Annotated in this window: 20 protein-coding genes and 2 pseudogenes; 3 read left to right on the top strand and 19 right to left on the bottom strand. The window is 61.6% G+C overall.

Translation table 11 applies throughout. The annotated features are described in order from the left end of the window. Nucleotides 1–34: 34 nt before the first annotated feature. From NKH38_RS23695 to NKH38_RS23685, 3 genes and pseudogenes are all read right to left on the bottom strand, one after another. Nucleotides 35–695: pseudogene (locus tag NKH38_RS23695) on the bottom strand (transposase); the annotation flags it as partial. A gap of 809 nt (nucleotides 696–1,504) precedes the next feature. Continuing rightward, nucleotides 1,505–2,143: an FMN-binding negative transcriptional regulator gene (locus tag NKH38_RS23690; RefSeq protein WP_023729033.1), complete on the bottom strand. Its 639-nt coding sequence runs from the start codon at nucleotides 2,141–2,143 to the stop codon at nucleotides 1,505–1,507. A gap of 48 nt (nucleotides 2,144–2,191) precedes the next feature. After that, nucleotides 2,192–2,836: a helix-turn-helix domain-containing protein gene (locus NKH38_RS23685; RefSeq protein WP_023729032.1), complete on the bottom strand. Its 645-nt coding sequence runs from the start codon at nucleotides 2,834–2,836 to the stop codon at nucleotides 2,192–2,194. 89 nt (nucleotides 2,837–2,925) lie between these two features. On the opposite strand from NKH38_RS23685, the gene NKH38_RS23680 reads away from it, so the two are divergent. After that, entirely contained in the window at nucleotides 2,926–4,071 is a 1,146-nt protein-coding gene (locus NKH38_RS23680; protein WP_023740430.1) for a trans-sulfuration enzyme family protein, read from the top strand. Between the two features lie 546 nt (nucleotides 4,072–4,617). Further along, complete coding sequence (locus NKH38_RS23675) at nucleotides 4,618–6,264, top strand: MFS transporter (protein ID WP_023689403.1); 1,647 nt, start codon at nucleotides 4,618–4,620, stop codon at nucleotides 6,262–6,264. Between the two features lie 747 nt (nucleotides 6,265–7,011). Here the strand turns inward: NKH38_RS23675 and rlxS are convergent. The 10 genes and pseudogenes from rlxS to NKH38_RS23625 form a co-directional block, all read right to left on the bottom strand. Beyond that, nucleotides 7,012–8,982: a relaxase/mobilization nuclease RlxS gene (gene rlxS, locus NKH38_RS23670; RefSeq protein ID WP_352763719.1), complete on the bottom strand. Its 1,971-nt coding sequence runs from the start codon at nucleotides 8,980–8,982 to the stop codon at nucleotides 7,012–7,014. A gap of 186 nt (nucleotides 8,983–9,168) precedes the next feature. After that, nucleotides 9,169–9,825 carry a lytic transglycosylase domain-containing protein gene (locus tag NKH38_RS23665; protein ID WP_502882118.1) on the bottom strand — a complete coding sequence of 219 codons (657 nt, stop codon included), beginning with the start codon at nucleotides 9,823–9,825 and terminating at the stop codon, nucleotides 9,169–9,171. A gap of 17 nt (nucleotides 9,826–9,842) precedes the next feature. Then, nucleotides 9,843–10,391 (bottom strand): S26 family signal peptidase, encoded by a 549-nt coding sequence (locus tag NKH38_RS23660; protein WP_023697819.1) that lies wholly within the window; start codon nucleotides 10,389–10,391, stop codon nucleotides 9,843–9,845. Next, nucleotides 10,391–10,657 (bottom strand): helix-turn-helix transcriptional regulator, encoded by a 267-nt coding sequence (locus tag NKH38_RS23655; protein ID WP_023697818.1) that lies wholly within the window; start codon nucleotides 10,655–10,657, stop codon nucleotides 10,391–10,393. Before NKH38_RS23655 ends, NKH38_RS23660 begins: the two co-directional genes overlap by 1 nt. A 170-nt stretch (nucleotides 10,658–10,827) precedes the next feature. Next, entirely contained in the window at nucleotides 10,828–11,151 is a 324-nt protein-coding gene (locus NKH38_RS23650) for a DUF736 domain-containing protein (protein ID WP_023672372.1), read from the bottom strand. Beyond that, on the bottom strand, nucleotides 11,148–12,164 hold the full coding sequence (locus NKH38_RS23645) for a hypothetical protein (protein WP_352763714.1): 1,017 nt from the start codon (nucleotides 12,162–12,164) through the stop codon (nucleotides 11,148–11,150). Before NKH38_RS23645 ends, NKH38_RS23650 begins: the two co-directional genes overlap by 4 nt. A 92-nt stretch (nucleotides 12,165–12,256) precedes the next feature. After that, the gene (locus tag NKH38_RS23640) at nucleotides 12,257–13,084 is read right to left on the bottom strand and encodes a hypothetical protein (RefSeq protein ID WP_352763711.1); all 828 of its coding nucleotides are present in this window, start codon (nucleotides 13,082–13,084) and stop codon (nucleotides 12,257–12,259) included. Nucleotides 13,085–13,307: 223 nt separating this feature from the next. After that, a pseudogene (locus NKH38_RS23635) lies at nucleotides 13,308–13,715 on the bottom strand (DUF2958 domain-containing protein); the annotation flags it as partial. Between the two features lie 247 nt (nucleotides 13,716–13,962). Further along, nucleotides 13,963–14,925, bottom strand: a complete 963-nt coding sequence (locus NKH38_RS23630) for an ArdC family protein (protein WP_023697813.1) — start codon at nucleotides 14,923–14,925, stop codon at nucleotides 13,963–13,965. A gap of 539 nt (nucleotides 14,926–15,464) precedes the next feature. Next, nucleotides 15,465–15,698 carry a helix-turn-helix domain-containing protein gene (locus NKH38_RS23625; protein WP_023708050.1) on the bottom strand — a complete coding sequence of 78 codons (234 nt, stop codon included), beginning with the start codon at nucleotides 15,696–15,698 and terminating at the stop codon, nucleotides 15,465–15,467. 104 nt (nucleotides 15,699–15,802) lie between these two features. Here NKH38_RS23625 and NKH38_RS23620 point away from each other — a divergent pair, with 104 nt between their 5' ends. Then, complete coding sequence (locus NKH38_RS23620) at nucleotides 15,803–16,084, top strand: DNA -binding domain-containing protein (protein WP_352763707.1); 282 nt, start codon at nucleotides 15,803–15,805, stop codon at nucleotides 16,082–16,084. A gap of 94 nt (nucleotides 16,085–16,178) precedes the next feature. On the opposite strand, the gene NKH38_RS23615 is transcribed toward NKH38_RS23620, so the two are convergent. From NKH38_RS23615 to NKH38_RS23590, 6 genes are all read right to left on the bottom strand, one after another. Beyond that, the gene (locus tag NKH38_RS23615; RefSeq protein ID WP_023746202.1) at nucleotides 16,179–18,089 is read right to left on the bottom strand and encodes a putative bifunctional diguanylate cyclase/phosphodiesterase; all 1,911 of its coding nucleotides are present in this window, start codon (nucleotides 18,087–18,089) and stop codon (nucleotides 16,179–16,181) included. Between the two features lie 293 nt (nucleotides 18,090–18,382). Further along, entirely contained in the window at nucleotides 18,383–19,564 is a 1,182-nt protein-coding gene (ubiM, locus tag NKH38_RS23610; RefSeq protein WP_023746201.1) for a 5-demethoxyubiquinol-8 5-hydroxylase UbiM, read from the bottom strand. A gap of 413 nt (nucleotides 19,565–19,977) precedes the next feature. Beyond that, on the bottom strand, nucleotides 19,978–20,055 hold the full coding sequence (gene ccoS, locus NKH38_RS23605) for a cbb3-type cytochrome oxidase assembly protein CcoS (RefSeq protein WP_023689415.1): 78 nt from the start codon (nucleotides 20,053–20,055) through the stop codon (nucleotides 19,978–19,980). 138 nt (nucleotides 20,056–20,193) lie between these two features. Then, nucleotides 20,194–20,961, bottom strand: a complete 768-nt coding sequence (locus tag NKH38_RS23600) for a CBS domain-containing protein (protein ID WP_023740425.1) — start codon at nucleotides 20,959–20,961, stop codon at nucleotides 20,194–20,196. Nucleotides 20,962–21,027: 66 nt separating this feature from the next. Further along, complete coding sequence (gene ccoS, locus NKH38_RS23595) at nucleotides 21,028–21,198, bottom strand: cbb3-type cytochrome oxidase assembly protein CcoS (RefSeq protein ID WP_023697810.1); 171 nt, start codon at nucleotides 21,196–21,198, stop codon at nucleotides 21,028–21,030. Further along, on the bottom strand, nucleotides 21,195–22,110 hold a 916-nt coding region (locus NKH38_RS23590; RefSeq protein ID WP_352904513.1), incomplete at its 5' end, for an HAD-IC family P-type ATPase. The genes ccoS (NKH38_RS23595) and NKH38_RS23590, both read right to left, overlap by 4 nt.

The raw sequence follows: 22,110 nt of genomic DNA, 5'->3' as shown, positions 1-22,110 counted from the left end.
TGAATGGGTCGTGTGCCTGGGTTGGAAAGGCGGGTCTGGCCTCACCGGACTTCTGTGTCGAGAGGTCCAGCCCGCAAAACTTTAGAAACTGGCGATGATGACCTAAGCGGCGAAGATCGCCGGCTTCGGCAACGACGGTCAATGCCTCGATCGGTCCGATGCCCGGGATTTGTCGCAGGAGCTGATAATCCTGGCTGTGCCGCAGCAGATCGTCGGCCTGTGCTTCGATCTCATTGCGGTGCCGGATCAGGCTGCGTGCTTCGTCAATGACCATCTGGAACATGCGAATGGCAGGCGCATCAAGTCATCCAGTGGCAGCGGCAATCCGATCGATGGGCGCGCCGTCTCGAAAACATCGTCAGAATCTGTGTCTTGCTGACCTTGCGGCCGACGGCATCCCAAGCTGCTGCCACAAACTCCTCCTTCGTCAGCGCCGTGAAGCTTGCTGGGGTCGGAAAGGCATGGAGGAAGGCAAAGAACCGATCGCTGCGGCTGTTCCCCCGGAAGCGATCGATCTCGGGAAAATACAGCGGCTGGTAGTGTGTCAGCATGCGGTGCTGGATCTCGGTCTAGGCCCTGGCGATCGCTTCATGTGTCTTCGACAGTTCATGCACTTCGTTGATGCCGGCTCGCAGCGGATCATGGTAGACCTGCGTCGCCTGTATCCTGAGCATGTGTAGGATCACCTGGGCATCGATCTTCTTGCCGAATATGACGCCGAAGGCCTAAGGAAGCCCAGGCATCTGTTCTCGATTTTGCCTACTAGGCTGACGAGAAGGTCGCGTGCCGACAGCAGCACCCGCACGACACAGGTGCCGTGGCTCTTGATGCGAACCTGCTTAAACCATCCGGTCCGTCCGATCTGAGCAAGGCCCGCCGCTCGCGGCGGCCCGATTTGTCCGGCATCATCGAGAGGGCGGCGCTTGACACGATCGGAAGTCCGCGCTTCGTTAACTCGTTCCAGAGCCAGATCGCAAGCGGTCACGGCTCCATGCCGATCCGCTCCGTCTCCGCAGCTCCACAGTCCCGCCCGCATCTCCCGGTCGCGCCCGGGTAGCCATTGCGCTGCAAGGCGGGTCTGATCGCTACGGCGGCGCCGCCACCATCAGTCGGTTCGGCGACAAAGCCAATCATCTCCCGTAAGAGAAGTGCTTTCGGGCAAGTTCCGCAGGTTCAAGGAGATCGTTGACGGCGCCGCCACTTGGGAGCTGCGTCGAGTGCATGGTCGAGCTTGCCGCCCAAGGTACGTGGCTTCGAAATGCGTGCGATTGCGCCTCATTCAAGACCGGTAGCGGGTGGTCGCCGACATACAACGGGGCGCCGGCGACTGAAACGAACCCGTCGGCCACGACGGAGCAATCCTGCCGCCTGACCAGGCGCGTGGAGTATCACAACGGTGACCACAGCGTCGCTTCAGGCCGTCAAAAGCTATTGCCGTGCGTCAAGGCGGGCTAGGTGACCCGTCGGAGGCCGGCACCAGCGGCTTTGTCGGGACAAGACCATGCTATTGGGATTTGGCCGCCGCAGCCGCGAGCATCGCTTCTCCCATCGCAATGGCCCCTTGGGCACGCAGCATTTCACCAGGGTTCTGAATGTCGCGCACCTCTTTGTTCTGGCTGAGTTTTGATTTTCCAACCAGGCCGGTGATCTCGATCTCCAGGGCGACGATTGCCTTGACCATCGTGTCGATGAAGTCCCTCGGCGCGTCGCCCATCTTCCATGGGACCGGCTGGGAGGTTTCTTGCATATGAGTGAGCTTCGCCACGTTGCGGCGCACATACCGCTCATCATCCCGGACAGTGATGCGTCCGTGGGCATGGACGACGAGATAGTTCCACGTCGGCACCTGCTTGTGGAATTCATGCTTGCTTGGATACCAGTTCGGCGAGATGTAAGCGTCGGCCGCACGGAAGATTACGAGAACCTCATCGCCATTGGCGACTTCCTCCCAGACTGGATTCTTGCGGGCAACATGGCAATTGAGGACGCCCTTGTCTCCCTTCGAGCGGTCGAGCTCAAAGGGGACGTGGTTCGCGTCGAGGATGCCTTTGCTGTGGGTGACCAGGATACCGAGCGGGTGTCTCTCGATAAGCTCGAACAGGGCGTTCTGATCGGGGACGGCAAAATGTGGCGGAACGTACAACGCTAAATCTCCTGTCGTGAATGGCGGCTGTTAGTGATCGGCGAAATCTTACGGAACGGGCCCCTGAATCTTCGCTGCCGTCGACGAGTGCCCCGGATCTCGGTGTCCACTACGCTCAAGCACCGCCATCGTGAAGTGGGCGGGCACATCAGATGCCGCCGCGTATGCGTGCGGTTGATCAGTGACAAGCCGCGCACTCTCGCCTTCGCTTAATATTACCACATGGGCACCTACCACAACGCTCAGGGCACCCTGACTGACCGAGATCAGCTCGCGCGTATCCGGACTATGAGCGTCCGCGGAAAACACGTCGCCCGGCATAATGACCCAGCTCCACAATTCGAACATCGTGCGCCCCGAGGTCGATGAATGAAGTTGTGCAAAGCTTCCCTTGGCGCTTGTCCAAAGTGTCCTTGTCTCTGTCCGCTCAATAGGAAGGCGAACTGTGGAAGCCTCGTCATTCAGCAAATCGGCCACGGAGAGCGAAAACGCCGCCGCCAGTCGGCAAAGTATGCCGATACTAGGGTTCGCCTTGCCTTGCTCCAGCGAGACGACGGTTCCTTTGGACAAGCCGCTCAGTTTTGCCAGTCGATCCAGGGTCAGATTTTGGTCGCGCCTCAAGTCTCGGATTCGAACCGCTATAGCTTTGCCAAGCACCTGCTCGGAACCCATCGCTGTCGTAACATCGGTCATTATATTGACTTAGGACCTCGGCTCACCTATTGTGGTCAGTATAATGACCAGGCCGAAATTGCAACTGCCCGTTAGGAAGGAAATGACCGATGCGTTTTGAGACGAAGGCGATCCACTGCGGCCGAGGGGTCGACGCGTCCACGGGGGCCGTATCCATGCCGCTGCATACCAGCACGACGTTCGAACGCGGTGTCAACGGGTCATTTCCGTCCGGCTTCGAATACACAAGGGATGGAAATCCTACACGCAATGCGTTCGAGGCGGCCATGGCGACGCTTGAGGGAGGGGAAGACGGCATCGCCTTCGCTTCGGGCATGGCCGCAATCGCTGCAGTATTCGAGAGCCATCCGTCGGCGGGTCGGATCGTTCTGCCGGATGACATGTATTTCGGCATTCGTTCGCTGATCGAAGAGACCGACATTGGGTCTCGCTTCGACTTTGCCCCAGTCGACATGCGCGATTTGGACGCTTTGCGCGCCGCGGTGACATCGAAGCGGACTGGCCTCGTCTGGATCGAGACGCCGTCAAACCCGATGATCCGCGTTGTCGACATTGCGGCCATCTGCGCAATCGCGCACGAGGCAAACGCCTTGGCGGTGGTGGACAATACGTGGGCCACCCCAGTGCTTCAACTGCCACTCGAAATCGGGGCAGACGCGGTGATGCACTCGGCGACAAAGTACATTGGCGGCCACTCGGATTTGATGGCCGGTGTCGTCATTGTCCCAAACGCGTCACCCCTCGGTCGCCCATTGCGGATGGTCCAGAAACACAAGGGCAGCGTCGCAGCGCCCTTCGACTGTTGGCTGGCGTTGCGGGGTCTGCAGACATTGCCGGTCCGCATGCGCGCCCATTGCGAAGGCGCCCAGAAAGTGGCCGAGGCCCTGGCGTCTCATCCCCGCGTCGAAAAAGTGCTCTTTCCTGGTCTGCAAACTGATCCGGGACACGATCTTGCTACGCGGCAAATGAGCCATTACGGAGCGATGCTATCTTTTATCGTCGAGGGCGGAGCCGATGCTGCAATGGCCGTGGCCGGCCGCCTGAAGATTGTTGTCCGGGCGACAAGCCTTGGCGGGACGCATTCTCTGATTGAGCATCGCGCATCCGTTGAAGGTGCGAAGTCCAAAGCGCCAGGTGGATTGCTGCGAATTTCTGTAGGGCTTGAACATCCTCAGGACATTATCGATGACCTGATGCAGGCCCTAGGCGAAACCTGCAAAGCGGGAGTCCAATGACGGGTGCAAGACTCTGGCGCCGCTTTATGTGGCGGCTGGCGCAGCCGACGATCGGCAGAACAATGTTCCTGCTGAGTAGAACGCACGTCCTCTGGTGAACCGCTATCGCCGTGTCGCATCGTCTCGGGCGCGTGGTCGCATGGGTGATGAACGTCTTCGGGTTTCTGGACGATGGCCACGCGCTCGACCGGAAGCGGAAATACCCAGATTTGCCGTTGACCTACTGCTGCTCGACCTCGTCGGAGATCGCGTTCAACAGATGGGATGGATGTGCTGGCACTACGGCAGTTTGACAAGCCGGCCATCGGGGCGCTAGCACCGTCCAAAGCCAAGAGTCGCAGGGCAGAACTGACCGCACCAAGCGGGCTGCGGGACCCATCAGCTAACGGCCAGGTTGGTACCTCAACGCGCATCAGCACCGTGGATGCCACATTGTCCTTGTTGCGAGCGCGATCTCGGAACTTCGTTGTGACGCAGTCAGTGCACAGAGCCGCACCGCTGCAAGCAAATGAGCGGAAGAACGACACCCAGTGGAGGCGAGAAGTGATGCGGCGTCAAGATCCTCCGCGCTTTGCGGCAAACACACTGATCCCTCTTCACAACCCGGTCTTTCGTTCTATCTGGACAGCCACGCAGATATCCAGCCTTGGCTGGCTGGTGCAGAGCGTGGCTATAAGCTGGCTCATGGCCACGATTTCAGCCTCCGATCTGATGGTTGCGCTCGTACAGGCTGCATCGACACTGCCCGCGTTCTTCCTGTCGATCCTTGCTGGAGCCATTGCAGACAGCTTCAGCCGCCGTGGCGTGATGCTTGCCGGACACTGCCTGATCGCACTGGCATCCACGGCGCTGGCACTCTCTGTGGGACTGGGCTTTGCTAGTCCATGGCTGATCCTGGGACTGAGTTTCTTGGCCGGATGCGGCTTTGCCTTGAACGATCCAGCCTGGCACGCCTCGGTCGGCGATATCCTGGAAAAGCGCGACATACCCGCTGCAGTGACGCTGATGTCGGTGGGGTACAACGTGGTTCGGAGCATAGGACCGGCGCTGGGCGGTGTAATCTTAGCTTTGCTGGGCCCCCTTACGGCTTTCGCCCTCGCTGCGCTAAGTGACCTGGTCCCGTTGAGCGCTGTTTTGCGCTCACAGTGGCAAGTTCGCTCTTCGCCTCTTCCGCGCGAGCGGATGACTACGGCCATTCATGATGGCATGCGATTCACGGCGATATCCTCAGAGATCAGAGTGGCGATCGTGCGTGCAACCCTGTTCGGGCTATCAAGCATCTCGATCCTTGCTTTGCTCCCCCTCCTGGTTCGCGACCAACTGGCGGGAGGGCCAATTGTGTACGGCGTGCTATTGGCCGGCTTCGGCACAGGCGCCTTCATCGCCGGCATTGGCAGCAGCTACTTGAGACGCATCACGTCCCAGAACCGATTGATCACGCTCGCATCCGTTGCTTGCGCAACGTGCTGCCTTTTGATGGCCCTCACATCGTCGGTGGCTGTGGCGGCGATCGCGCTTGCAATCGGTGGCGCTGGCTGGGTTGTCACCTGGACCGGAACCGACGTGTGTGTGCAGTTGGCAAGCCCAAGGTGGGTCGTTGGTCGCACCCTGTCCATTTATTACGCCCTGACCTACGGCGGCATGGCAGCGGGTAGCTGGATCTGGGGTGCTGTCGCGCAGTACTATTCGCTGACGTGGGCTTTGGAAGGTGCTGCAGCGGCACTGTTGCTGGGCGCGGCTGTGGGAAAGCTATTGCCGGTGCGGCTATGGGAGGAATCGGATCAAGCGGCCGTCGACTTCAGGCCACCAGAACTGGCCCTCCCTTTGAAGCCCAGGAGCGGTCCGATCGTGATCAAGGTGGAGTACTCGATACTCGAGGAGAGTATCGATGAATTTCTGAGCTGCATGCGCGAAAGGCGGCGCGTTCAGAGCCGCGCCGGTGCGCGGGACTGGACCCTCCAGCGAGACCTTCAGAAGTCGACGCTTTGGACCGAGACATTCCGCACGCCGACATGGACGGACTATCTTCGTCTAAACCATCGACTAACGGTGAATGACAGGGACATAGGCGAGCGCCTTGCCGCTCTGCACATGGGTGATTCTCCGCCTCGCATCTCACTTTCAATCGAGCGGTCGACAAGCCCCGCCCCCGGCAGCCAAGTCCAGCCTGTGCCTTTTGTATCGCGCCCGTGAGAAAACCAAGACTTGTCTGGGCTTGCAAACGGAACGAGCTACTCCTTAATTTGCCTGCCCGGATTGCAAATCGTTCCGGCCGGTTAGGCGAACATGAGGATTCGCGTGGCAATTATGTCCATCACGGGTCCCATGTTCAGCCCGAGACCCCCCTCTCTGCCGCCAGATCGGCTTGAGCACGGATTCAGGTCGCCTGTCCTTTGCATAGCGGCGGGCAACGAATAGCGAGGGGGCGGAGGGTATCCCCGTCTGTGAAGCGGGCAGAGGAGGATCCGCAAGTCGGGTTGCTGGGGAGACGGGCCGCGCGCCTCTTTCCGCCTAGTTTTCTCCGTTACAAAGTCCCCCGGGACGGACTGCCAGTTCACGCCAGGGCCAACAGCATGCTCGCACGGGCGACCGCCGCGTCTGCCGGTCCTGCGAGTAGAATAAGATCGGGAAGTGCGGCTTCATCCTCGATGCCAGAACTCGCGTCGCCGTACCGCGGCCGCCAGAGCCCCTTGCGCTGTCACGAGTCAGCCCACCTTTCTAGCTGGCAGCGCATCGGGAGCCGATCCGCAGCACCTGTCGGCGCGCCTTCCGTGTCAACGCAGAACATGGTGCATATTCCCAGCGCTTTTTGACAGAGCGAACTACAAAATGCAGAACACAGACTCTCCGCCAAATGAATGCTGCCAGCAAGCAGCAGGCGGAGGAACTCCGTCTGGGCTGAGTATGTGTTTCAACGCAGACAAATAAATTATAGCCAGTTCACGAAACGCCGGGCCCGCTCCTCTGGCGTCCGATCATCCAGGAAATCCCCTCGGCGCGCACCACGCCAGACACCTCCTTGCCGATTTGATGCTCAAGCACCGGCCGCCAAGGCACCAGCGTGAACTCGCGCGATTTCTCGATGACACCGTATTTTCCGTCGGCGAGCTCGACGCAGCAGCGCAGCGTTCCGTCTATTCGATTGCCATGCTGCGCTTCAGAATACGAGAGCCCGAGTTCGTCCGAGAGCTGACTGGCAACACGGTTCAGCTCTCGTTGGCGCAGCATTGAAAGCATGTTGGCGCGATAGATGACCCGATCCTGCGCATCATGGGCAAGACCTTGCGCGATCAGCCACTGCTGTCGGCGGGCCTGGATCTGACGTACTTCGCGACCGAAGCCAGAGTCGCGCAAGGACTCAGGGTGGGCTGATACCAGCTCCTGGTCGATCCAGGTGGCGCCGTCGAAGCCTACTTGGCTCTCCAGCGGCATTGATGAGAGCTTGTCGACGACAACAGGCTGGGCCCTCGCTCGCTGACGCTCGTAATCCGCAACGCGGTTGAGATGGTCGGGCGCGACTGTCCATGTGCCGTCCGGCTCGCGCTCGACGCCACCGGTCGCACGGCGGATCGCCTCCAGTCGCCGCACGTGCGTTTCGGCAAAGCGTTCGGTGGCCGAGGGGTCATGCTTGAGATGGATATCGATGCTGTAGCGCCCGTCGTTGACCGTGGCGATGCCGGCAATTGTGCGGTCGACTTTTCTTGGCCCGGTGTCCCTCGGCCTGACCCGCACTATGCAGCCCTCTGGTGTCGGTTGGGTGGCCTCGCCTTTGCCGATATCAAAATAGTGGCTTTTGCCGTCCACGCCGTCGACGACGAGGTAATGGCGGTCAGTGATTTCGTCGGCCAGCCCGCGCCCGACGACACGTCCGACCACGGTTTGAGCCGACCCGTCGGATCGATCGTGGATAAGATGGTCGGCGGCACTGCGGACGAGCCCCTTGCCGGTCAGCTCGCGATGGATGGTCTTGACGATATCGCCGCGCGCGCCGATGCGGCGTAGCGTGGCTTCGAGCTCATCCTCCAGGCGCCAGCGACCGGCAGGCATCTCCCCGGCGAGGCCCATCCGCTCGAGCTTGCGCAGGCGGCCCTGGTGCAGCGTCTGGCGAAAGGTGTGTCGGCTGGCCAGTGAGACACACCCCTCATCGTCGCGCATGCGCATCAGCTGCCGGTCGATGCTGGTGAAGCGTTCCTGATCCATCTCCTGGCGCAAGCGCTGCTCGATCTCGCGGTCGGTGCGCGGGCCAAGGTCGAGGCTAACCAGTTCGGCTGCGCGCTCGCGCAAGCCAGAGGAGATGTAGTCACGCGCTATGACGAGGTTTTCGCCGTGATCATCCCTGCCGCGCACGATGATGTGGGTGTGGGGATGGCCGGTGTTGAAATGGTCGACGGCCACCCAGTCTAGCGTGGTGCCGAGGTCTTCTTCCATTTGCGCCATGAGGCGCCGGGTGAGCGGCTTCAGGTCATCATACTCGATACCGTCTTCAGGGGCGACGATGAAGCGGAACTGATGACGGTCACCGTTCGCGCGATCGAGAAAGGCCCTGCCGTCCGCGCGGTCATTGTCGGCAGCGTAGAGCTCGCCACGCTCGCCTTCCCGGGTGACGCCGTCGCGCTGGAGGTAGCGGAGGTGCGCACGAGCCCCGTCGGCTCCCTTGCCGGCCAGCTTGACGATGCGTGCCTTGACGACTGCGCGCCGCTGCCGAAACGCCGCGTCGCGGTCGCGCGCTCTAAGAACGGCGGCAGCGGCCCCGCCGCGCCCCACCCGGCTTCCGATGAAGCGGCTGCCGCGTCCGCTCCTGCCGCCTGCTCGGTTGATCGCGGCCTGCACCTGGCCAGCGTAGCGTTTGCCCGCCTTCGAGCCGCGCGAGCCAATTTTGCCGAGCTTCGGCGTGAATTCGTCATCCTGCAAGCGGCCTCCGATGAACCAGCAGCAAAATCAGAAGCTTGCCCGCCAGACCCTCCTGGACCCGGAGGCAACCTCCTGGAAAAACGATGTGCAGACAAACACTTCGCCGCCTCCAGGAGGCGCTGCCTTTATCTTGCCTTCCGCGGACCTGCCTCCCTGCCCCCGCCCGAACCACGGTAGCCGCTGCCCTCACCTGCGATCCGGCCGGCCTGATCTTGCTCGCTCCGATCCGAGCGGCACCAGGAGTTGGCCATTCGGGCCGGTCACGGAAACACCGTTTCGGAGAAAAAACAGCGACTGCCCGGACGGGATTCCCGGCGCGCTTTTGGAACGGGATTTGCCGGTGAGCGCGTCCATATCGCCGGCCGAAATGCCCGCCGCCTTGATCTCTTCCAGATACGAAACCGTCTCGCTAGGCAGCGGTCGCCCGCGCTGCAAATGCTGTTCGTAGCGCTCCGGCCCAGCGTTATAGGCTGCAAACAGGCCTGGAAATCCGAAGCGGTCATACATGGCGCGCAGATAGGCAGTGCCTGCCAGAATGTTGTCGCGAGGGTCGTGCGGGGCGGCTCCCAGGCCAAGCTCTGCGCGCAACTCCTCGTAGGTGCCTGGCATCACCTGCATGAGGCCAATGGCGCCGGCGCTCGACGTGACCGGCCGCCCATTGAGCTTCGTCTGCCCCCGGCTTTCGGCATCCATGACGGCATAAATCCAGGTTTGTGGAATGCTGAAACGCCGGCTTGCTTCGGCTACGAAGGGCTGCCATCTTGCAAGCTGCGGACTATGGGAGATGACGACCGGCTTCGTGTTGGTCGCGGCGGAACAGGAGCATGGTGCGAGACACGCCATGCTCAGCATAAGGAGGGTCACTCGGTCCATAGCGGCACGAGCCTCCCGATGATGTTTTCGGTCGGCACCGGCCCGAAATAGCGGCTGTCGAACGAGCGATTTTTGTCGCTGCCGAGTAGGAAAACCTCGGCAGCGGCGAGCTTTCGGCAGGCATTCCACCAAGGCAGCGGACGGTGCTGCGTGTCGGTTGCAAGCCGGCGCGCGACAATCTCGCCGCCGATGATGATGGCGTCGCCGAAGGCGCAGACATGCTCGCCAGCCAGCGCGGCAAGGTGCTTGACCAGCGGCACGTTGCTGGGCAGATAGAAGCGTTCGGCGGCCAGATAGACGACCGGTTTTGGCGGGCGGACGAGTACGAGATCACCAAGAGCCGGCGATCCGGACGCGACGCGATAGAGGCCGACCGGCGCACTCGCCGAGGCGTTCCAGACCAGCCAGGGCGATGGTTTGCCGAAGGCGGCGAAGCCGATCAGGGCAAGGCCCATCGTGGCCATGGCGATCGTCTTGCGCGCCCGAATGCGCCGCAGATGGCTGCCGATCAGATGGATGGTGGGACGCCGGCTCATCAGCGGCCTCCCTCGCCGGCCGAGCCGGAATCGTGCCCGCCGTCCTCGGGCCCGGTCTCCTGCGCGTGCCCCTTCGACCAATCGTCGAGTTCGTCGATGTGATAGCGGACATAGCGGCCGTGCTTGCGGAATTGCGGGCCGCCGCCTTTGAGGCGCATCTTCTCCAGCGTGCGCTGGGACAGCCCGATATAGAAGGCCGCCTGCGCGGTATTGAGAAACGGACTGCCCTTCTTGGCGCGGGCTGCGCGTTCGTTTTCGTCGTCCATGATGATCCTCGGTTCGTTACGGGCAAGCGAGGCGAGGATCGGCGAGCGAGATCGTTTTGGGGACGGGCGAAGAGTGGGGGGCGAGTTTTCGCCGCCCCCTTCGGCGGCCTCACGGGTCCTGAGAGAGGACCCCGCGCCGGTGGCGGCGCGGGGCTTTCCGGATCGGCCGGTTAGTCGACCGGGTTCCAGATGATGGCGTAAGTGTCGTCGTCATCCTGGCCGGCGGCGCGGCCGAGATTGGCGTAGAGCTTGCGGGGGCCAAACTCGGGGGCGGCAATCGACAGGCTCACATAGTCCTTGCCGGAGGTCTCGCCGGTGCGGATCCAGCCCGCACCCACTTCGACCCCTTGCGTCAGCACCCGGAAGTCGGGATGGGTGTCGGCGCTCTTTGCCTGATTGGGCACGATATCGATGTCGGCGCGGACGCTGAGCGTCTTGAGCTGGCCCTTGTAGCCGCCGTTTTCCTGTTTGGTGACGTATCCGATCGCGGTCATTTCCAGTCTCCTCTTGGTGCTCGCAAGGGACCATTCCCCTGCGATGGCGGACCGTGATGGGCGCGTCCGGACCGCCGGAACCGGGACGGCCGCAGCGATAGCGGAGGACCCGCGCGGGCAGCTTTTTTGAAGCGAAGCGGCGCGAGGAAGCCGCCGCAGGCGGCGGGGAAAAAAGCTGCCGGCGAGGGTTTCGGGCGGGCCTGATCCGCCCATAGGTCGACAAGCCAGCCGCAGGGAATGGTCCCCGAGACACAATGGAGACAGGTGGCGCGATCGGTGACACAAGAAGCCGGCCGCAATGCAGAGCGCCGGCTGCGCGGGCTCTGTCGGCAACCGGATCGGACAATTGGCCCCATGGGCCTTTGGCGCCTCAGCAAGCAACCCGGCGCGGTGCGGGGCTGCCGAAATGGGGCGAACTGGCGTCGGAATTTCTCGCGCGCGGCACTGGCTCGACAAGACGCCCAATCGGCAGCCGGCGTGGCCCGTAGCGGCGCGCGCGACCTGAGCGGCGGTAATCGAGAGAACCGCCGCTCGGGCCCTGATCGACTATTCGCGCACGAACAGCGGCTGCACTTGTGTCCACTGATCGGCGGTGCGGAGCCGCTGCGGCTGGTGTAGCTTTCGGCCGGGAATTTCATCCAGCGCGGCAGCCAGGTCTCGACCCAGGGGCGGCCATTCTCGCCCGCCAGGAAGTCGCGGATGATGTTCTTTTGCGTCTTGACCTTCTCGGCGACATTGCCGTCCGCGACCAGCTTGCCGCCGACGTCGGCCAGCATCGAATTGGCGATTTCCTTGTCGCGCAAGAGGTCGAAGAAGGCATCGTCCGGTTGCCACCATATGCCCATGTCGACGTTCAGGTGGTTGCCGAGCGCCTCGACGACGGCGCTGCCGGCTGCAAGCGTCTCGGCCATGACAAGGGTGAGAACGCGCATGACATCGTCGTCGCAGAGCGCCAAGAGGCGCGCGAACACGCCGGCGATAGCAACGGCGTCGCCATTGCCGCCGGCGACCAAGCTATCCTCATCCGGTGATCCGAGCAGGGCCAATACCTCGCGCCGCTTTTTGCCGAATGCGGCTTCAGCCTTGCAGCCGGCAAGGCTGGCAGTCACCGTCTCGTTGGCTGCGCGCTGCGGCTCAGGCCGCACCTGCCACAGGCCCGAACCGGTGATGGCGTGCGCCACCACGAGGCGCAGCGCCACGACGGGATGGTCGAGCATGGCCGCGCGCACGGCGGCATGGCGATGCAGATCGATACAGTTGTGCATCGGGCCGGTGACTTCGGGCGCGGCAGCTTGGCGGCTGTTTCTTCTTGCTCGCCGCCCTCGCGGGCGCGGCGGGCTTCCTTGCGTGACAGCCAGCCCTCGTGACACTCGACCTCGCCGCGATGCGAGACAGTGATGACGATCTTGCCGCCCTTCTTCTTCGGGGTCTTCTCGTGGTCCCATGCGTGGAAATACTGGCCCGGTTCCAGCAGCACAACCTCGCTCCAGCCCTCGTTGAGATAGGTGTCGCGTTTGGTGGCAATCGCTTCGTTCTGCTTTTGCCAGAACAGGTCGGCATCGGCGAAATAGCTGTCCTCGCCGAACAGGTCCGAGGTGATCAGGCCGGGATACTCCTCGATGGCAAACAGCGCCACCTTGGTGGAAATCGACTGGCCGCCGAACAGCCATTGCTTCAATTGATAGCCACGCGGCGCGTATTGATCGGGATCGGCACAGAGTGCCAGCCAGTCCTTCTGCTGCGCCTTGGAAGCCATGGTGAGATGGCGCACCGTCTCGGTATCGATCTCCTCGCGCCGATAGGCTTCGCGGATTTTGGGAAAGAGGTCGCCAAGCGCCAGAATGCGTTTGACCTTGAGATCAGTGATGCCGAAGGTCACAGCGATGTCGGGAACGGTGCGGCCTTGCCTGACAAGCCGCGAAACGTCTCCCATTGCCATACTTCGTCAGGATCGAGGCGGGCGAGGTTTTCGATCAGGAAGCTTCGAGCGCATCGGCGTCGTCACCGTCCTCCATGATGGCGAAGGGCAAGGGATCGCCTTCACCGCGCTCGTCGGCAAGCGATTTCGCGGCGAAATAGCGCCGCCTGCCGGGTTGTCCCCGCCGCGGAGGCCGAAGGCCGACGCGGCGGGACGGTTTTTGCGCCTCTCGGCGCTGCTGTTCCGCCGTGTCGGGCGGAAGCTCGGAATGGGGCTTTGATAGGGCGTCTGCTGCCTGCCGCAGCAGTCGCTCGGCCTCGGTGACGTGGCCGCAAAATGCGGGCGGCTTGGGCATGGACGGAGATCGGAAAGCGCGCCTGGAAATGCAGGTCGCGCTCTATGCCGAGGCCAAGCGGCCCTTTTACGCATGCAAGCTCGGCCAGACTGACGCTGCCAAGTTCGGGGAAGCCGAGCCGAGATCGCAAAGACCGAACAGCGTGTCGCCATCGGCGTCGAGTTCGCTCAGAAGCGAGGTCGCGGCACCTGTCGGATCAAACAGTTTCACAACGGGAAAATGGTCGATGTCGGCGCCGGCGGCGCCATGGGCGAGCAGTCGTGCGCGCAGTGGATTGGTGATCAGGATCATGGAAAGACTCCTTGTCAGAACGGGTCGCGTTGACTTCTTGCGTCCGGCGGGAGAAAGGTTCACCGGACCTTCCTCTGATCCGCCTCCCCATTAGAGACCGACCTTGAGCAGCTTTGCGCCGCGCGCGGACACATCGGCGCGTCCATCAGGAGGGTTTGCCCGCGTGGTGATCGGCTGGACGCCGGGAATGAGCGTCTGCTCCTTTGCGGCGTCGGCTCGGTCGCGGTCAGTTGAGGATCGCGCATCGTCATGCCGCAATCCCTTCTTGCGCCTCGCCTTCCGCATCGGCCGGAAGGCCAAACAGGAAATCAGCGGCCTTCGAAGCTAGGCTGGCGGCACGGAATATAGCGCGGTTGTCCTCGCGCAGCACCTTCAGCCATGAGCCGATGTAATCGGCGTGACGCACGGTCGGCTCGATGCCGAGATTGCTGCAGACGAAGGCGGCAGTGATTTCGGCGACCAATTCTTCACGCGCGTAGGCCTTGGAGCCGAACGAGCCGGAGAGGTCGCGAGCAAGCCGCGTCGGGTGGCCGGTCCAGTGGCCTAGCTCGTGAAAGCAGGTCCGGTAATAGTCGATCTGCTGATGGAACGCTGGCTGCGGCGGCACCTGAATGTGGTCGCTGCACGGCATGTAGAAAGCGCGATCGCCGCCGACCCTGAAATCCGCACCGCTGGCGAGAATGAGCGTCTCGGCCTGCGGCACGATCTCGCACTGTGGCAGCGGCTCGGCAGGGGCATGGAGGTGTTCCGGAAGATTGTCGCATTGCGCGACATTGAAGACGGTAAAGCGCTTCAGAAAAGGCACGGCCTGTGGTGCATCGCCCTCGTGGCGTGCGCGCTCCTTCTCGTTCTTTGGGACAAAGCGGTCGGCATGCACGATCGTCGTGCCGCGCTCGCCCTTCCTGACATTGCCGCCCAGGGCAAGCGCCTGCCGGAAGGTCAGCCAATTCTGGCTGGGATAGCTGCGCTCGATGACGGCGCCCCACAGGATGAGGATATTGATGCCGGAATAGGTGCGCCCCGTGGACGCATTCCTCGGCAGGCCGAGGCCTGCTTTTGCGCTGCCCCATGGCTTGACCCATGGCACGGTGCCGCGCTCCAGCTCGGCAATGATGCGGTCGGTGATCTCCTGATAGAGGCTTGCGCCTGGGCGCCTGCCCTTGCCTGCGCCAGCCTCTCCGCTGGTGGTACGCTTGCTGTTTGCACGCATGTGTTATCCTCCGCTCGCCAATCGCCGCGCCTTTCCCCGGAAGCGGGGTGGGCGGCGAGTCGCGACCGGAAAGGCCCGCCGTGGTAGGCGGACCGCATCCGAAGGACCGGAACGAAGAGGAGGACCCTGAGCGGCACGCGAAGGGTTGCGGGCTGCCGCGGCGGGTCTAGAAGGGAGTGTCGCCCGCCCCGCGCCACCGGGAAAGGCCAACAGACAAACCGCGCAGCCCGCAAGGGCGGCGGCCGTCACAGCCCGAAGGGCTGCCCACGCCAAGGGGCGAAGCCGAATGGCCGAGACCGCCTGAGCTTGCCGAAGAAAAGCGGGCTCGGTTCACGAGCACCTGGTGCGCGTCGTCAGGCGCGCGGGCGCCCGCCAAGTTTTTTCGCACATGGTCAGGCGCCGCAGTTACGTCGAGAACCAAAAGGCATCGGCGCCGTGCGCGCGGCTTCCTCCGAAAACCAGCGCTCGCCTTTCAACAAATTGAGGCGTTGTCCCACTCAATATTCCTGTCCGTGATCATGATGGATGCGGCGCGCCCGCTAGGACCGGAGGCTGGAGAGAATCTCGCACGGATCAGCGTCAAGGGCCGCAGTTATGTCGAGAAACTCGATGACATCGAGACGCCGCTCTGCGCCCTCGTACTTGGCCACGAAGGATTGGGGACGACCAAGCTTGTCAGCCAGCTGCTTCTGGGTCAGGCCTTTGGCCTTGCGCAGCAAAACCAGCCGGGCCAGGAACCGCTGGTGGCGGGGCGATCGAAGGGATTTGGGCATGGAGGCGAACCGGTCGGGTAAAGACCGGATCAGCGACTAATCCCGGTTTCGGATTATCCCATTTTGGGATATACTGCCTGCGCTCACAGGCGAGGTTCGCAGGCATGAATGGACCAATGGGAACAGATGAGACTCGAAGCTCAAGTTTGAGCGATGAAGTCCCCTGGTCGGAGAACCTCACGAGCTACGACAGGGAGCATTTCACGATCTACCTGCGGATCCTGGATGCCTGCGCCGAGAATGCCAGCGAAAAGGAGATGGTCGAGCGCATCCTCGGCATCGACCCGTCCATTGACCCGGTCCGCGCCCGCAAAGCTCTTCGCAGCCATATCGACCGTGCGAACTGGATGGTGACGACCGGCTACAAGGAACTGTTCGCCGGCTGATGCACAGCGCCCAATGCCACGTGTTTCGAGTAGGCAAGTCTCTGTAGCCAAATTCGGCAGCGCACGGCCGCGACAGCGGGCGCTGCGGGAGCGGTCACAACTGGTTCGCGTACTGTTTGACTGCCATTTCCAGTGCTTGCATCAAAGGCACAGCCTTGGAGAAGAGGAAGCCTTGAGCGGTTCGGCAACCAAGCTTGTGCAGGGTTTGCCGATCCGCCTCTGTTTCGACGCCCTCGGCCATGACCTCGATCCCGAGCATGTCACCGAGTTCGATGACGGATTTGACAAGCAGTCGGTCCTCTCGGGACTTGGCCAAGCCGCGAATGAAGCCTTGGTCTATTTTCACCTTGCGTATCCGACGGTCCTTGAGAGATGCCAAGGTAGAAAAGCCGGTGCCGAAGTCGTCGAGCGCGATGGAAATACCGGCATGCGAAAGCCGTCCGAGCTTTTCATCCACTCTGTCCGGATCCACCGGCGATTCTTCGGTAATCTCGATTTCGAACATCGTCGCAGGCAGGCCTCTTGCGGCCAGACCATCCAGAACCATGTCGTCGATATCGCCGGCTTCCAGTTCGCGCGGGGAAACATTCATCGCCACACGAATGTTACGACAGTCAGCTTTCACCAAGCCGTCGATAAAAGCACAACAGTCGGCGAATACGGTTTGCGTCAGCAGCTGAAGCATTCCGGTTTCGCGTGCGGCTGTGATGATTTCGGGTGGAGAGATGGCACCATGTGTCGGATGGGACCATCTCAGCAAGGCTTCAAAACCGACCACGGCCTCGGTGTCGAGTTTCACGATCGGCTGGAACCAAGGTTGCAATCTTCCCGTCTTTATCGCCGAATGAAGGTCCCGTTCGATGGACTGGCGGCGTTGGAGTTCCCGGTCGAGTTCGGCATCGAACAGGCAAAATTCGTTCCTGCCATGGCGCTTGGCCGTATAAAGGGCGATATCGGCCCGCAACAGCATTTCAGTCAGGCTCGACGTCTGCGCCAAGTATATCCCTATCGATGCCCCGACGCGCACGGACGCGACCCCGACATAGGGGCGAGCAATTTTGGCTATGATATTGGAGGCGAGATCACTGGCAGAAAGCGAAGCTCTCGTTGAGGGAAAAACCAGCACGAATTCATCGCCGCCGATACGAGCTAGCGTTGAGCCTTCCGGTGCTTCCTGCTCTATGCGGCGGGCGATCATGACAAGCAGTTCATCACCGGTCCTGTGACCGTAGGTGTCGTTGACAGATTTAAAGCCGTCCAGATCAATCAGCATTGCCACGAAGGGGCCATCCGCGGTCTTGAACCGACCGATGGCGTGTTCAAGGCCCCGCCTGTTGAGAAGGGCGGTCAAATGGTCCTCCCTGGAGTTGCGCTCCATTTCCGACGCAAGTCGCTCTGCCTCATGTCTCAGGCGGCTTGCTTCGCGGAAGCGCGCCTGCCCAACAAACGAAGCTCGGACCAAGCCGCCCATGAAGAGCAGAACGGTGAAAGCCAGAATGTAGCGTTCAAAATTGCCTTTCGCCAAAAGGCACGCCACCGTGATGAGGAGTGGAGGTGTGATGAAGCTGGTCGCCGCCGCGGCATACGAACTGCCATATGTAACCGCACCAGCTGAAATGCCCGCCAGTATGACCAGATGCATCGGTGCTTGAGGTGTTGTGTATCCAACAGTCAGCACGGCCGGGAAGGACCAGGCAAACCCTGCCAGAAGGGCAAGGACGCCAAACATGCGAAGGCGCGGCAAAACGCCAAGCAAATCCTGATGGCGCCCCGTTTCCTTTAGCTGAAAACGGGCGAGTGCAAGCCGGGCGGCATTTAGCGCATTGACGACCAGGAACCAGCTTGCAGCGGCAAAGCCGCCGCCAGAAAGGGCCTGCACCCCGCAAATCAGGCCTGACAGGATCGCGCTTATCGGCATCGACACGAAGAGCCCGGCCCTCAGGTCAGCAAGCTGATCCTGACGGATTTTGGCCTCCAGCGATTCTTCTTTCTTTAGGGGTGCCATGAATGGACCAGCTTGCTTCCGTCATTGTTCGCGAGGACCAAACCTATGCAAGCCCACTGAAGGACGGGTTAACTACCCAGCGAGGGTAACCAGTGCGCTCACCATGCTTCGGGTCACACCTTTGGCTTAGCATTGCCGAATCATCAAGGTTTCGCCCGCGCGCGTGCCTTGATCCGAATCATGCCATGATCGGCAACGTCACCAGGAAGCAGCCTTGCCCGCGACGCTGCGAGCCAGCAAGACAAAGAAGCCGCGCCGAGACAGCGCTCCAGAGCGGTAGCGCTCTGTGCGACTCACCGCCTGAGCATGGCCGAAATGCCATGGCGGACAAAGGGAAGATGTTGGGCAAAGCGGAGCCCAGCATGTCTTGCAAGCCGTGCCGCCGGGTGCTCGCTTGAGTAAAGACCGACAAGCATGTTGGTGGCATGATAGAGCGGCGCCGCCGACAGCCGCAGCCGGCTTTCGTATCTGCCGAGCATGTCGGGATCGGCAATGTCGCGGCGGGCGCGACATGCTGTCAGTATTTTATGAGCGAGTTGCTTCTGGCCGCTGAGGCCGATGTTGAAGCCATGCGCGGTCACCGGGTGCATGCCGATGGCAGCGTCTCCTATAAGTGCCGCACTCGGTGCCGAGAACTTGTGCGCCCAGGTCGTGACCAGCGGATAGGCATGGCGGGTGCTTGCCAGGGTCATCTGCCCGAGGCGTCCTCGACACCGGTTCATCAATTCCATGAGGAACAATTCGTCATCGAGAACAGACAGTCTATCGGCCTCGATTGAGCGCAAAGTCAGAAGCAGCGACGACACGCCTTCCATGAGCGGCAACATCGCTATGGTCTGATGGTGGTCGAACCATTCGACCGCGATCTGGTGATGGAAGCGCTCGTGCCTCACTCGGCAAATCAGCATGGAGTGGCCAAGCGGATGGATGTTGGCGCCAATGCCGAGCAGGTCGCGCATCGCGGACAAACGCGAATCCGCTGCTACGAGCAGCCGAGCGGCCAATTGCCTGCCATCAGAAAGCGTTATGACCGCCTCGTCGTCGCTGGTTGTTGCATTCACGACCGAGTTGCCGCACAGCAGCCGGGCATGATCCTGGAAGTAGACAATTTTGAACAGGGCATCGCGGATCCGACAATTTGGGACCAGAAATCCGAGTGGTTCCCCAGATCCGCTGCGAGTATCGAAGCACAGGGCGAAAGGGCTCGATCCGTTGAGCACGCGCGCGCCATGAAGCGGTGATTTGTCAGATGCGGGCATGGCGTCCCAGGCGCCGAGCTCGCGAAGGATTCTCACCGATGCGTGCGTCAGCGCGATCTCGCGACCGTCGAAAGCCGGATTCGCCAGGCTGTCGATCGACTGCCGTTCAACCACTGCCACCTTGAGTCGGCTCAGGGCGAGCGATGCTGCGAAGGCAAGTCCGACCGGCCCAGCTCCGACGACAATGATGTCGAATGTGTCGACAGAGCCGGCCATCAGCGTGCCGCCATAGCGGCTATCTGCGATACGAAGCGCTCTTGACTCGCAATCACCCACGGTTTGCCGCTCATCTCCCCATCGTCGATAGACATGCGTTCTCCGTTGGAAGCCTGGTCAATGAAACCACGCCGACGAAGAGATAACGCTGATCTGGATCAACCAGGCTCGATAACCCGGCAACGGCGGGTTCACGGTCGAGTGGTCGATTGCCGTGAAAACGTTTGCATGTCTAGGCATTCTGAATGGTCGGCTTCCCAATCGCGGGCCCCTACTGGCCAAAGGTTCGGCAACGTATTGTGGCTGATCCGTTCTTCGCACGCGCGCCGATATCATCATGACGAGGCAATCCAGCAAAGACTCGGTCGACTGACGACCAGCATCCGCACAGTCGTTGGGCGCCGCCAACCGGTTCAGCCTCGCGGCTCTTCCCGATCGATAAGGATCCGCTGGGCGGAGCCGTCGAGATCTTCGTATTGGCCGCTCTTCATATCCACAGGAAGCGCCGGTCCAAGCCCCACCAAAACAGGCAGCGGCCATCGCATTCCGTCAGGACGGGCATCTTGCTGCCGACAGCGTGCTCTCCGCCCATGACGGGCGCTAGACGCCGAAGGAACTCGCCGACAGCCTCATGTCCAAGTGATGTGGGAAGGGAGCAGAACCAAAGGGACTCTGCTCCGCGTCCCCGCCTTTTCCGCAGCTATGAAACCTTCACCGAACGGATCCGTACTGAGGAGGAGGCCGTCCTTGACTTGCCCGACGCCGGCAACCTTCTCAGCCGCAACGATCGCTGCCTTCCGCTGACGCTCGTCGACAATCGCCCCCTTCAGTTCGACAAGGCCGTCGCTGACCCTCACATCGATCAAGTCACCACCGCTCCAGGTTTGTGACTGCAGTTCGGCAAGGATAGCCTTGCGGATCAGGTCGTCATCGGGTGGCGTGGTTCCCTGTTTCGGCATGGCGCGGATCAGGACAAGCAGCAAATCAGTTCGCGTGATGATGCCGATGACCCTGTCCCGATCGACAATCGGAAGATTGTTGATGCGATGTTGCATCATCAGGTCGACAATATCTGCAATCGAGGCGCCAGGAGGCGCCGAGATGACGGGTGTGGTCATCACCTGATGGATGATCCGTCCGTTCGAGCGCGCATAGTCATTGGCGACTGTGCCCGGGCCAAGATCAAACTCCAGCCAGCGCGGACGCACACGCTGGGTCCCAAGTTCTTCTCGGCGCAAGAAGTCGCTTTTGCTTACAATACCAATCAGGGTGCCGTCGCTGTCTGCTACCGGCAGGCAGCTGACCTTGTTTGAAAGCATGAGCTCGACCGCTTGCGCGATCGTCGCGTTCGCATCCGTCGTGATGACTGGCTTTGTCATTATGGATTCGGCTTGCATCCTCACCCTCCTGATCTTTCGTCGGACGACGATAGGACATCCCGACCCGCGGCGCGTTGATCTGAGTCACTTGGAACGAGGAGGATTCTCCGCGCCGTCGTCGCGGTCGATGAGAATGCGCTCCGCAGCGCCATCGAGATCATCGTACTGGCCGCTTCTCAACGCCCACAGGAAGCCGGACAGGCCGAGTGCGCCAAGGAACAACGCCACCGGAATGAGATAGGCGAGCGTCGTCATGAAGATCGGGCCAAGGCGCCGGCCCGCGCGGGCCTGCCCTGCCGCGCTGTTTCGGACGACACACCCGTTGCGAAGCCTTGCAGACGCATTGCGTTTCCAATCACAAGCAATGACGAGGCAGACATCGCGACCGCCGCGATGAGAGGCGTAACATGACCCAGAATGGCGATCGGCACGGCCACAGCATTGTAAACGATCGCAATTGTTATGTTCTGTCGGATCAGGCTTCCCGCCTTGCGCGACACGTCCAGCGCCAGCGGGATCGCCAAGAGGCTTTCGCGCAGAAAAACGAAGTCGGCTGCATTGCGGCCAATGTCGGCGGCCGTGGCGGGTGCGATCGAGACGTGCGCGGCGCTCAGCGCTGGTGTGTCGTTGAGCCCGTCGCCAACCATCAGAACCTTGTGCCCGTCTCTCGCCAGGCTCTCGATGCGTTCAACCTTGCCGGACGGTAGCAGGCAGGGAACGAAGTCATCGACACCAAGCATGTCGGCAACCTCGGCGCAGGCTTTCGCGGTATCGCCCGACAGCATTTCCACGCACATACCAGCGTTGCGCAGTTGATCGATCGCTGCCCTGGTGTCGAGGCGTAGCGCATCTTCGAAAACGAAGGATGCGACAATCATGCCGTTTTTCGTCAGGACTGTTCCGCCATAGCCATGTTTGCCTTCGCCGCCGGTTCGAGCCTTCCAGCCAGCCCATCCGCGTCTACCCAGCCGCCAGATGCTACCGGCGGCTGTGGCTTCGATCCCGAAACCCGGGTGCTCGGTCACCGCGTCGAATTTGTGCTGGCTGCTGCTGACGGAAAAGCTGGCAATGGCCTTTGAATATGGATGACGCGAATGCGCGGCCAAGTTGGCAGCGATTGCCAGCATGGCGGGATCAATCGAAGCTGCGTTGACGAGCCGTGGCTTC

This window comes from Mesorhizobium sp. M1078 (assembly GCF_040318615.1).
Taxonomy (GTDB): Bacteria; Pseudomonadota; Alphaproteobacteria; order Rhizobiales; family Rhizobiaceae; genus Mesorhizobium.
The sequence above is the reverse complement of the archived record's forward strand: the minus strand, read 5'-3'. Positions and strand labels throughout refer to the sequence as shown.

Excerpts from the sequence above, each read along its gene's own strand:
- NKH38_RS23680 (WP_023740430.1), top strand. The coding sequence starts at position 2,926 with ATGCGTTTTGAGACGAAGGCGATCCACTGCGGCCGAGGGGTCGACGCG.
- NKH38_RS23615 (WP_023746202.1), bottom strand. The coding sequence starts at position 18,089 with ATGGCACCCCTAAAGAAAGAAGAATCGCTGGAGGCCAAAATCCGTCAG.
- ubiM (WP_023746201.1), bottom strand. The coding sequence starts at position 19,564 with ATGGCCGGCTCTGTCGACACATTCGACATCATTGTCGTCGGAGCTGGG.
- ccoS (WP_023697810.1), bottom strand. The coding sequence starts at position 21,198 with ATGACGACGCTCGCCTATCTCATTCCGGTGGCGTTGTTCCTTGGCGCA.
- NKH38_RS23675 (WP_023689403.1), top strand. The coding sequence starts at position 4,618 with ATGCGGCGTCAAGATCCTCCGCGCTTTGCGGCAAACACACTGATCCCT.
- ccoS (WP_023689415.1), bottom strand. The coding sequence starts at position 20,055 with ATGAAGAGCGGCCAATACGAAGATCTCGACGGCTCCGCCCAGCGGATC.
- NKH38_RS23620 (WP_352763707.1), top strand. The coding sequence starts at position 15,803 with ATGAATGGACCAATGGGAACAGATGAGACTCGAAGCTCAAGTTTGAGC.
- NKH38_RS23650 (WP_023672372.1), bottom strand. The coding sequence starts at position 11,151 with ATGACCGCGATCGGATACGTCACCAAACAGGAAAACGGCGGCTACAAG.
- NKH38_RS23600 (WP_023740425.1), bottom strand. The coding sequence starts at position 20,961 with ATGCAAGCCGAATCCATAATGACAAAGCCAGTCATCACGACGGATGCG.
- NKH38_RS23660 (WP_023697819.1), bottom strand. The coding sequence starts at position 10,391 with ATGAGCCGGCGTCCCACCATCCATCTGATCGGCAGCCATCTGCGGCGC.
- NKH38_RS23685 (WP_023729032.1), bottom strand. The coding sequence starts at position 2,836 with ATGACCGATGTTACGACAGCGATGGGTTCCGAGCAGGTGCTTGGCAAA.
- NKH38_RS23655 (WP_023697818.1), bottom strand. The coding sequence starts at position 10,657 with ATGGACGACGAAAACGAACGCGCAGCCCGCGCCAAGAAGGGCAGTCCG.
- NKH38_RS23630 (WP_023697813.1), bottom strand. The coding sequence starts at position 14,925 with ATGCGTGCAAACAGCAAGCGTACCACCAGCGGAGAGGCTGGCGCAGGC.
- NKH38_RS23640 (WP_352763711.1), bottom strand. The coding sequence starts at position 13,084 with ATGGGAGACGTTTCGCGGCTTGTCAGGCAAGGCCGCACCGTTCCCGAC.
- NKH38_RS23625 (WP_023708050.1), bottom strand. The coding sequence starts at position 15,698 with ATGCCCAAATCCCTTCGATCGCCCCGCCACCAGCGGTTCCTGGCCCGG.
- NKH38_RS23665 (WP_502882118.1), bottom strand. The coding sequence starts at position 9,825 with ATGGCGTGTCTCGCACCATGCTCCTGTTCCGCCGCGACCAACACGAAG.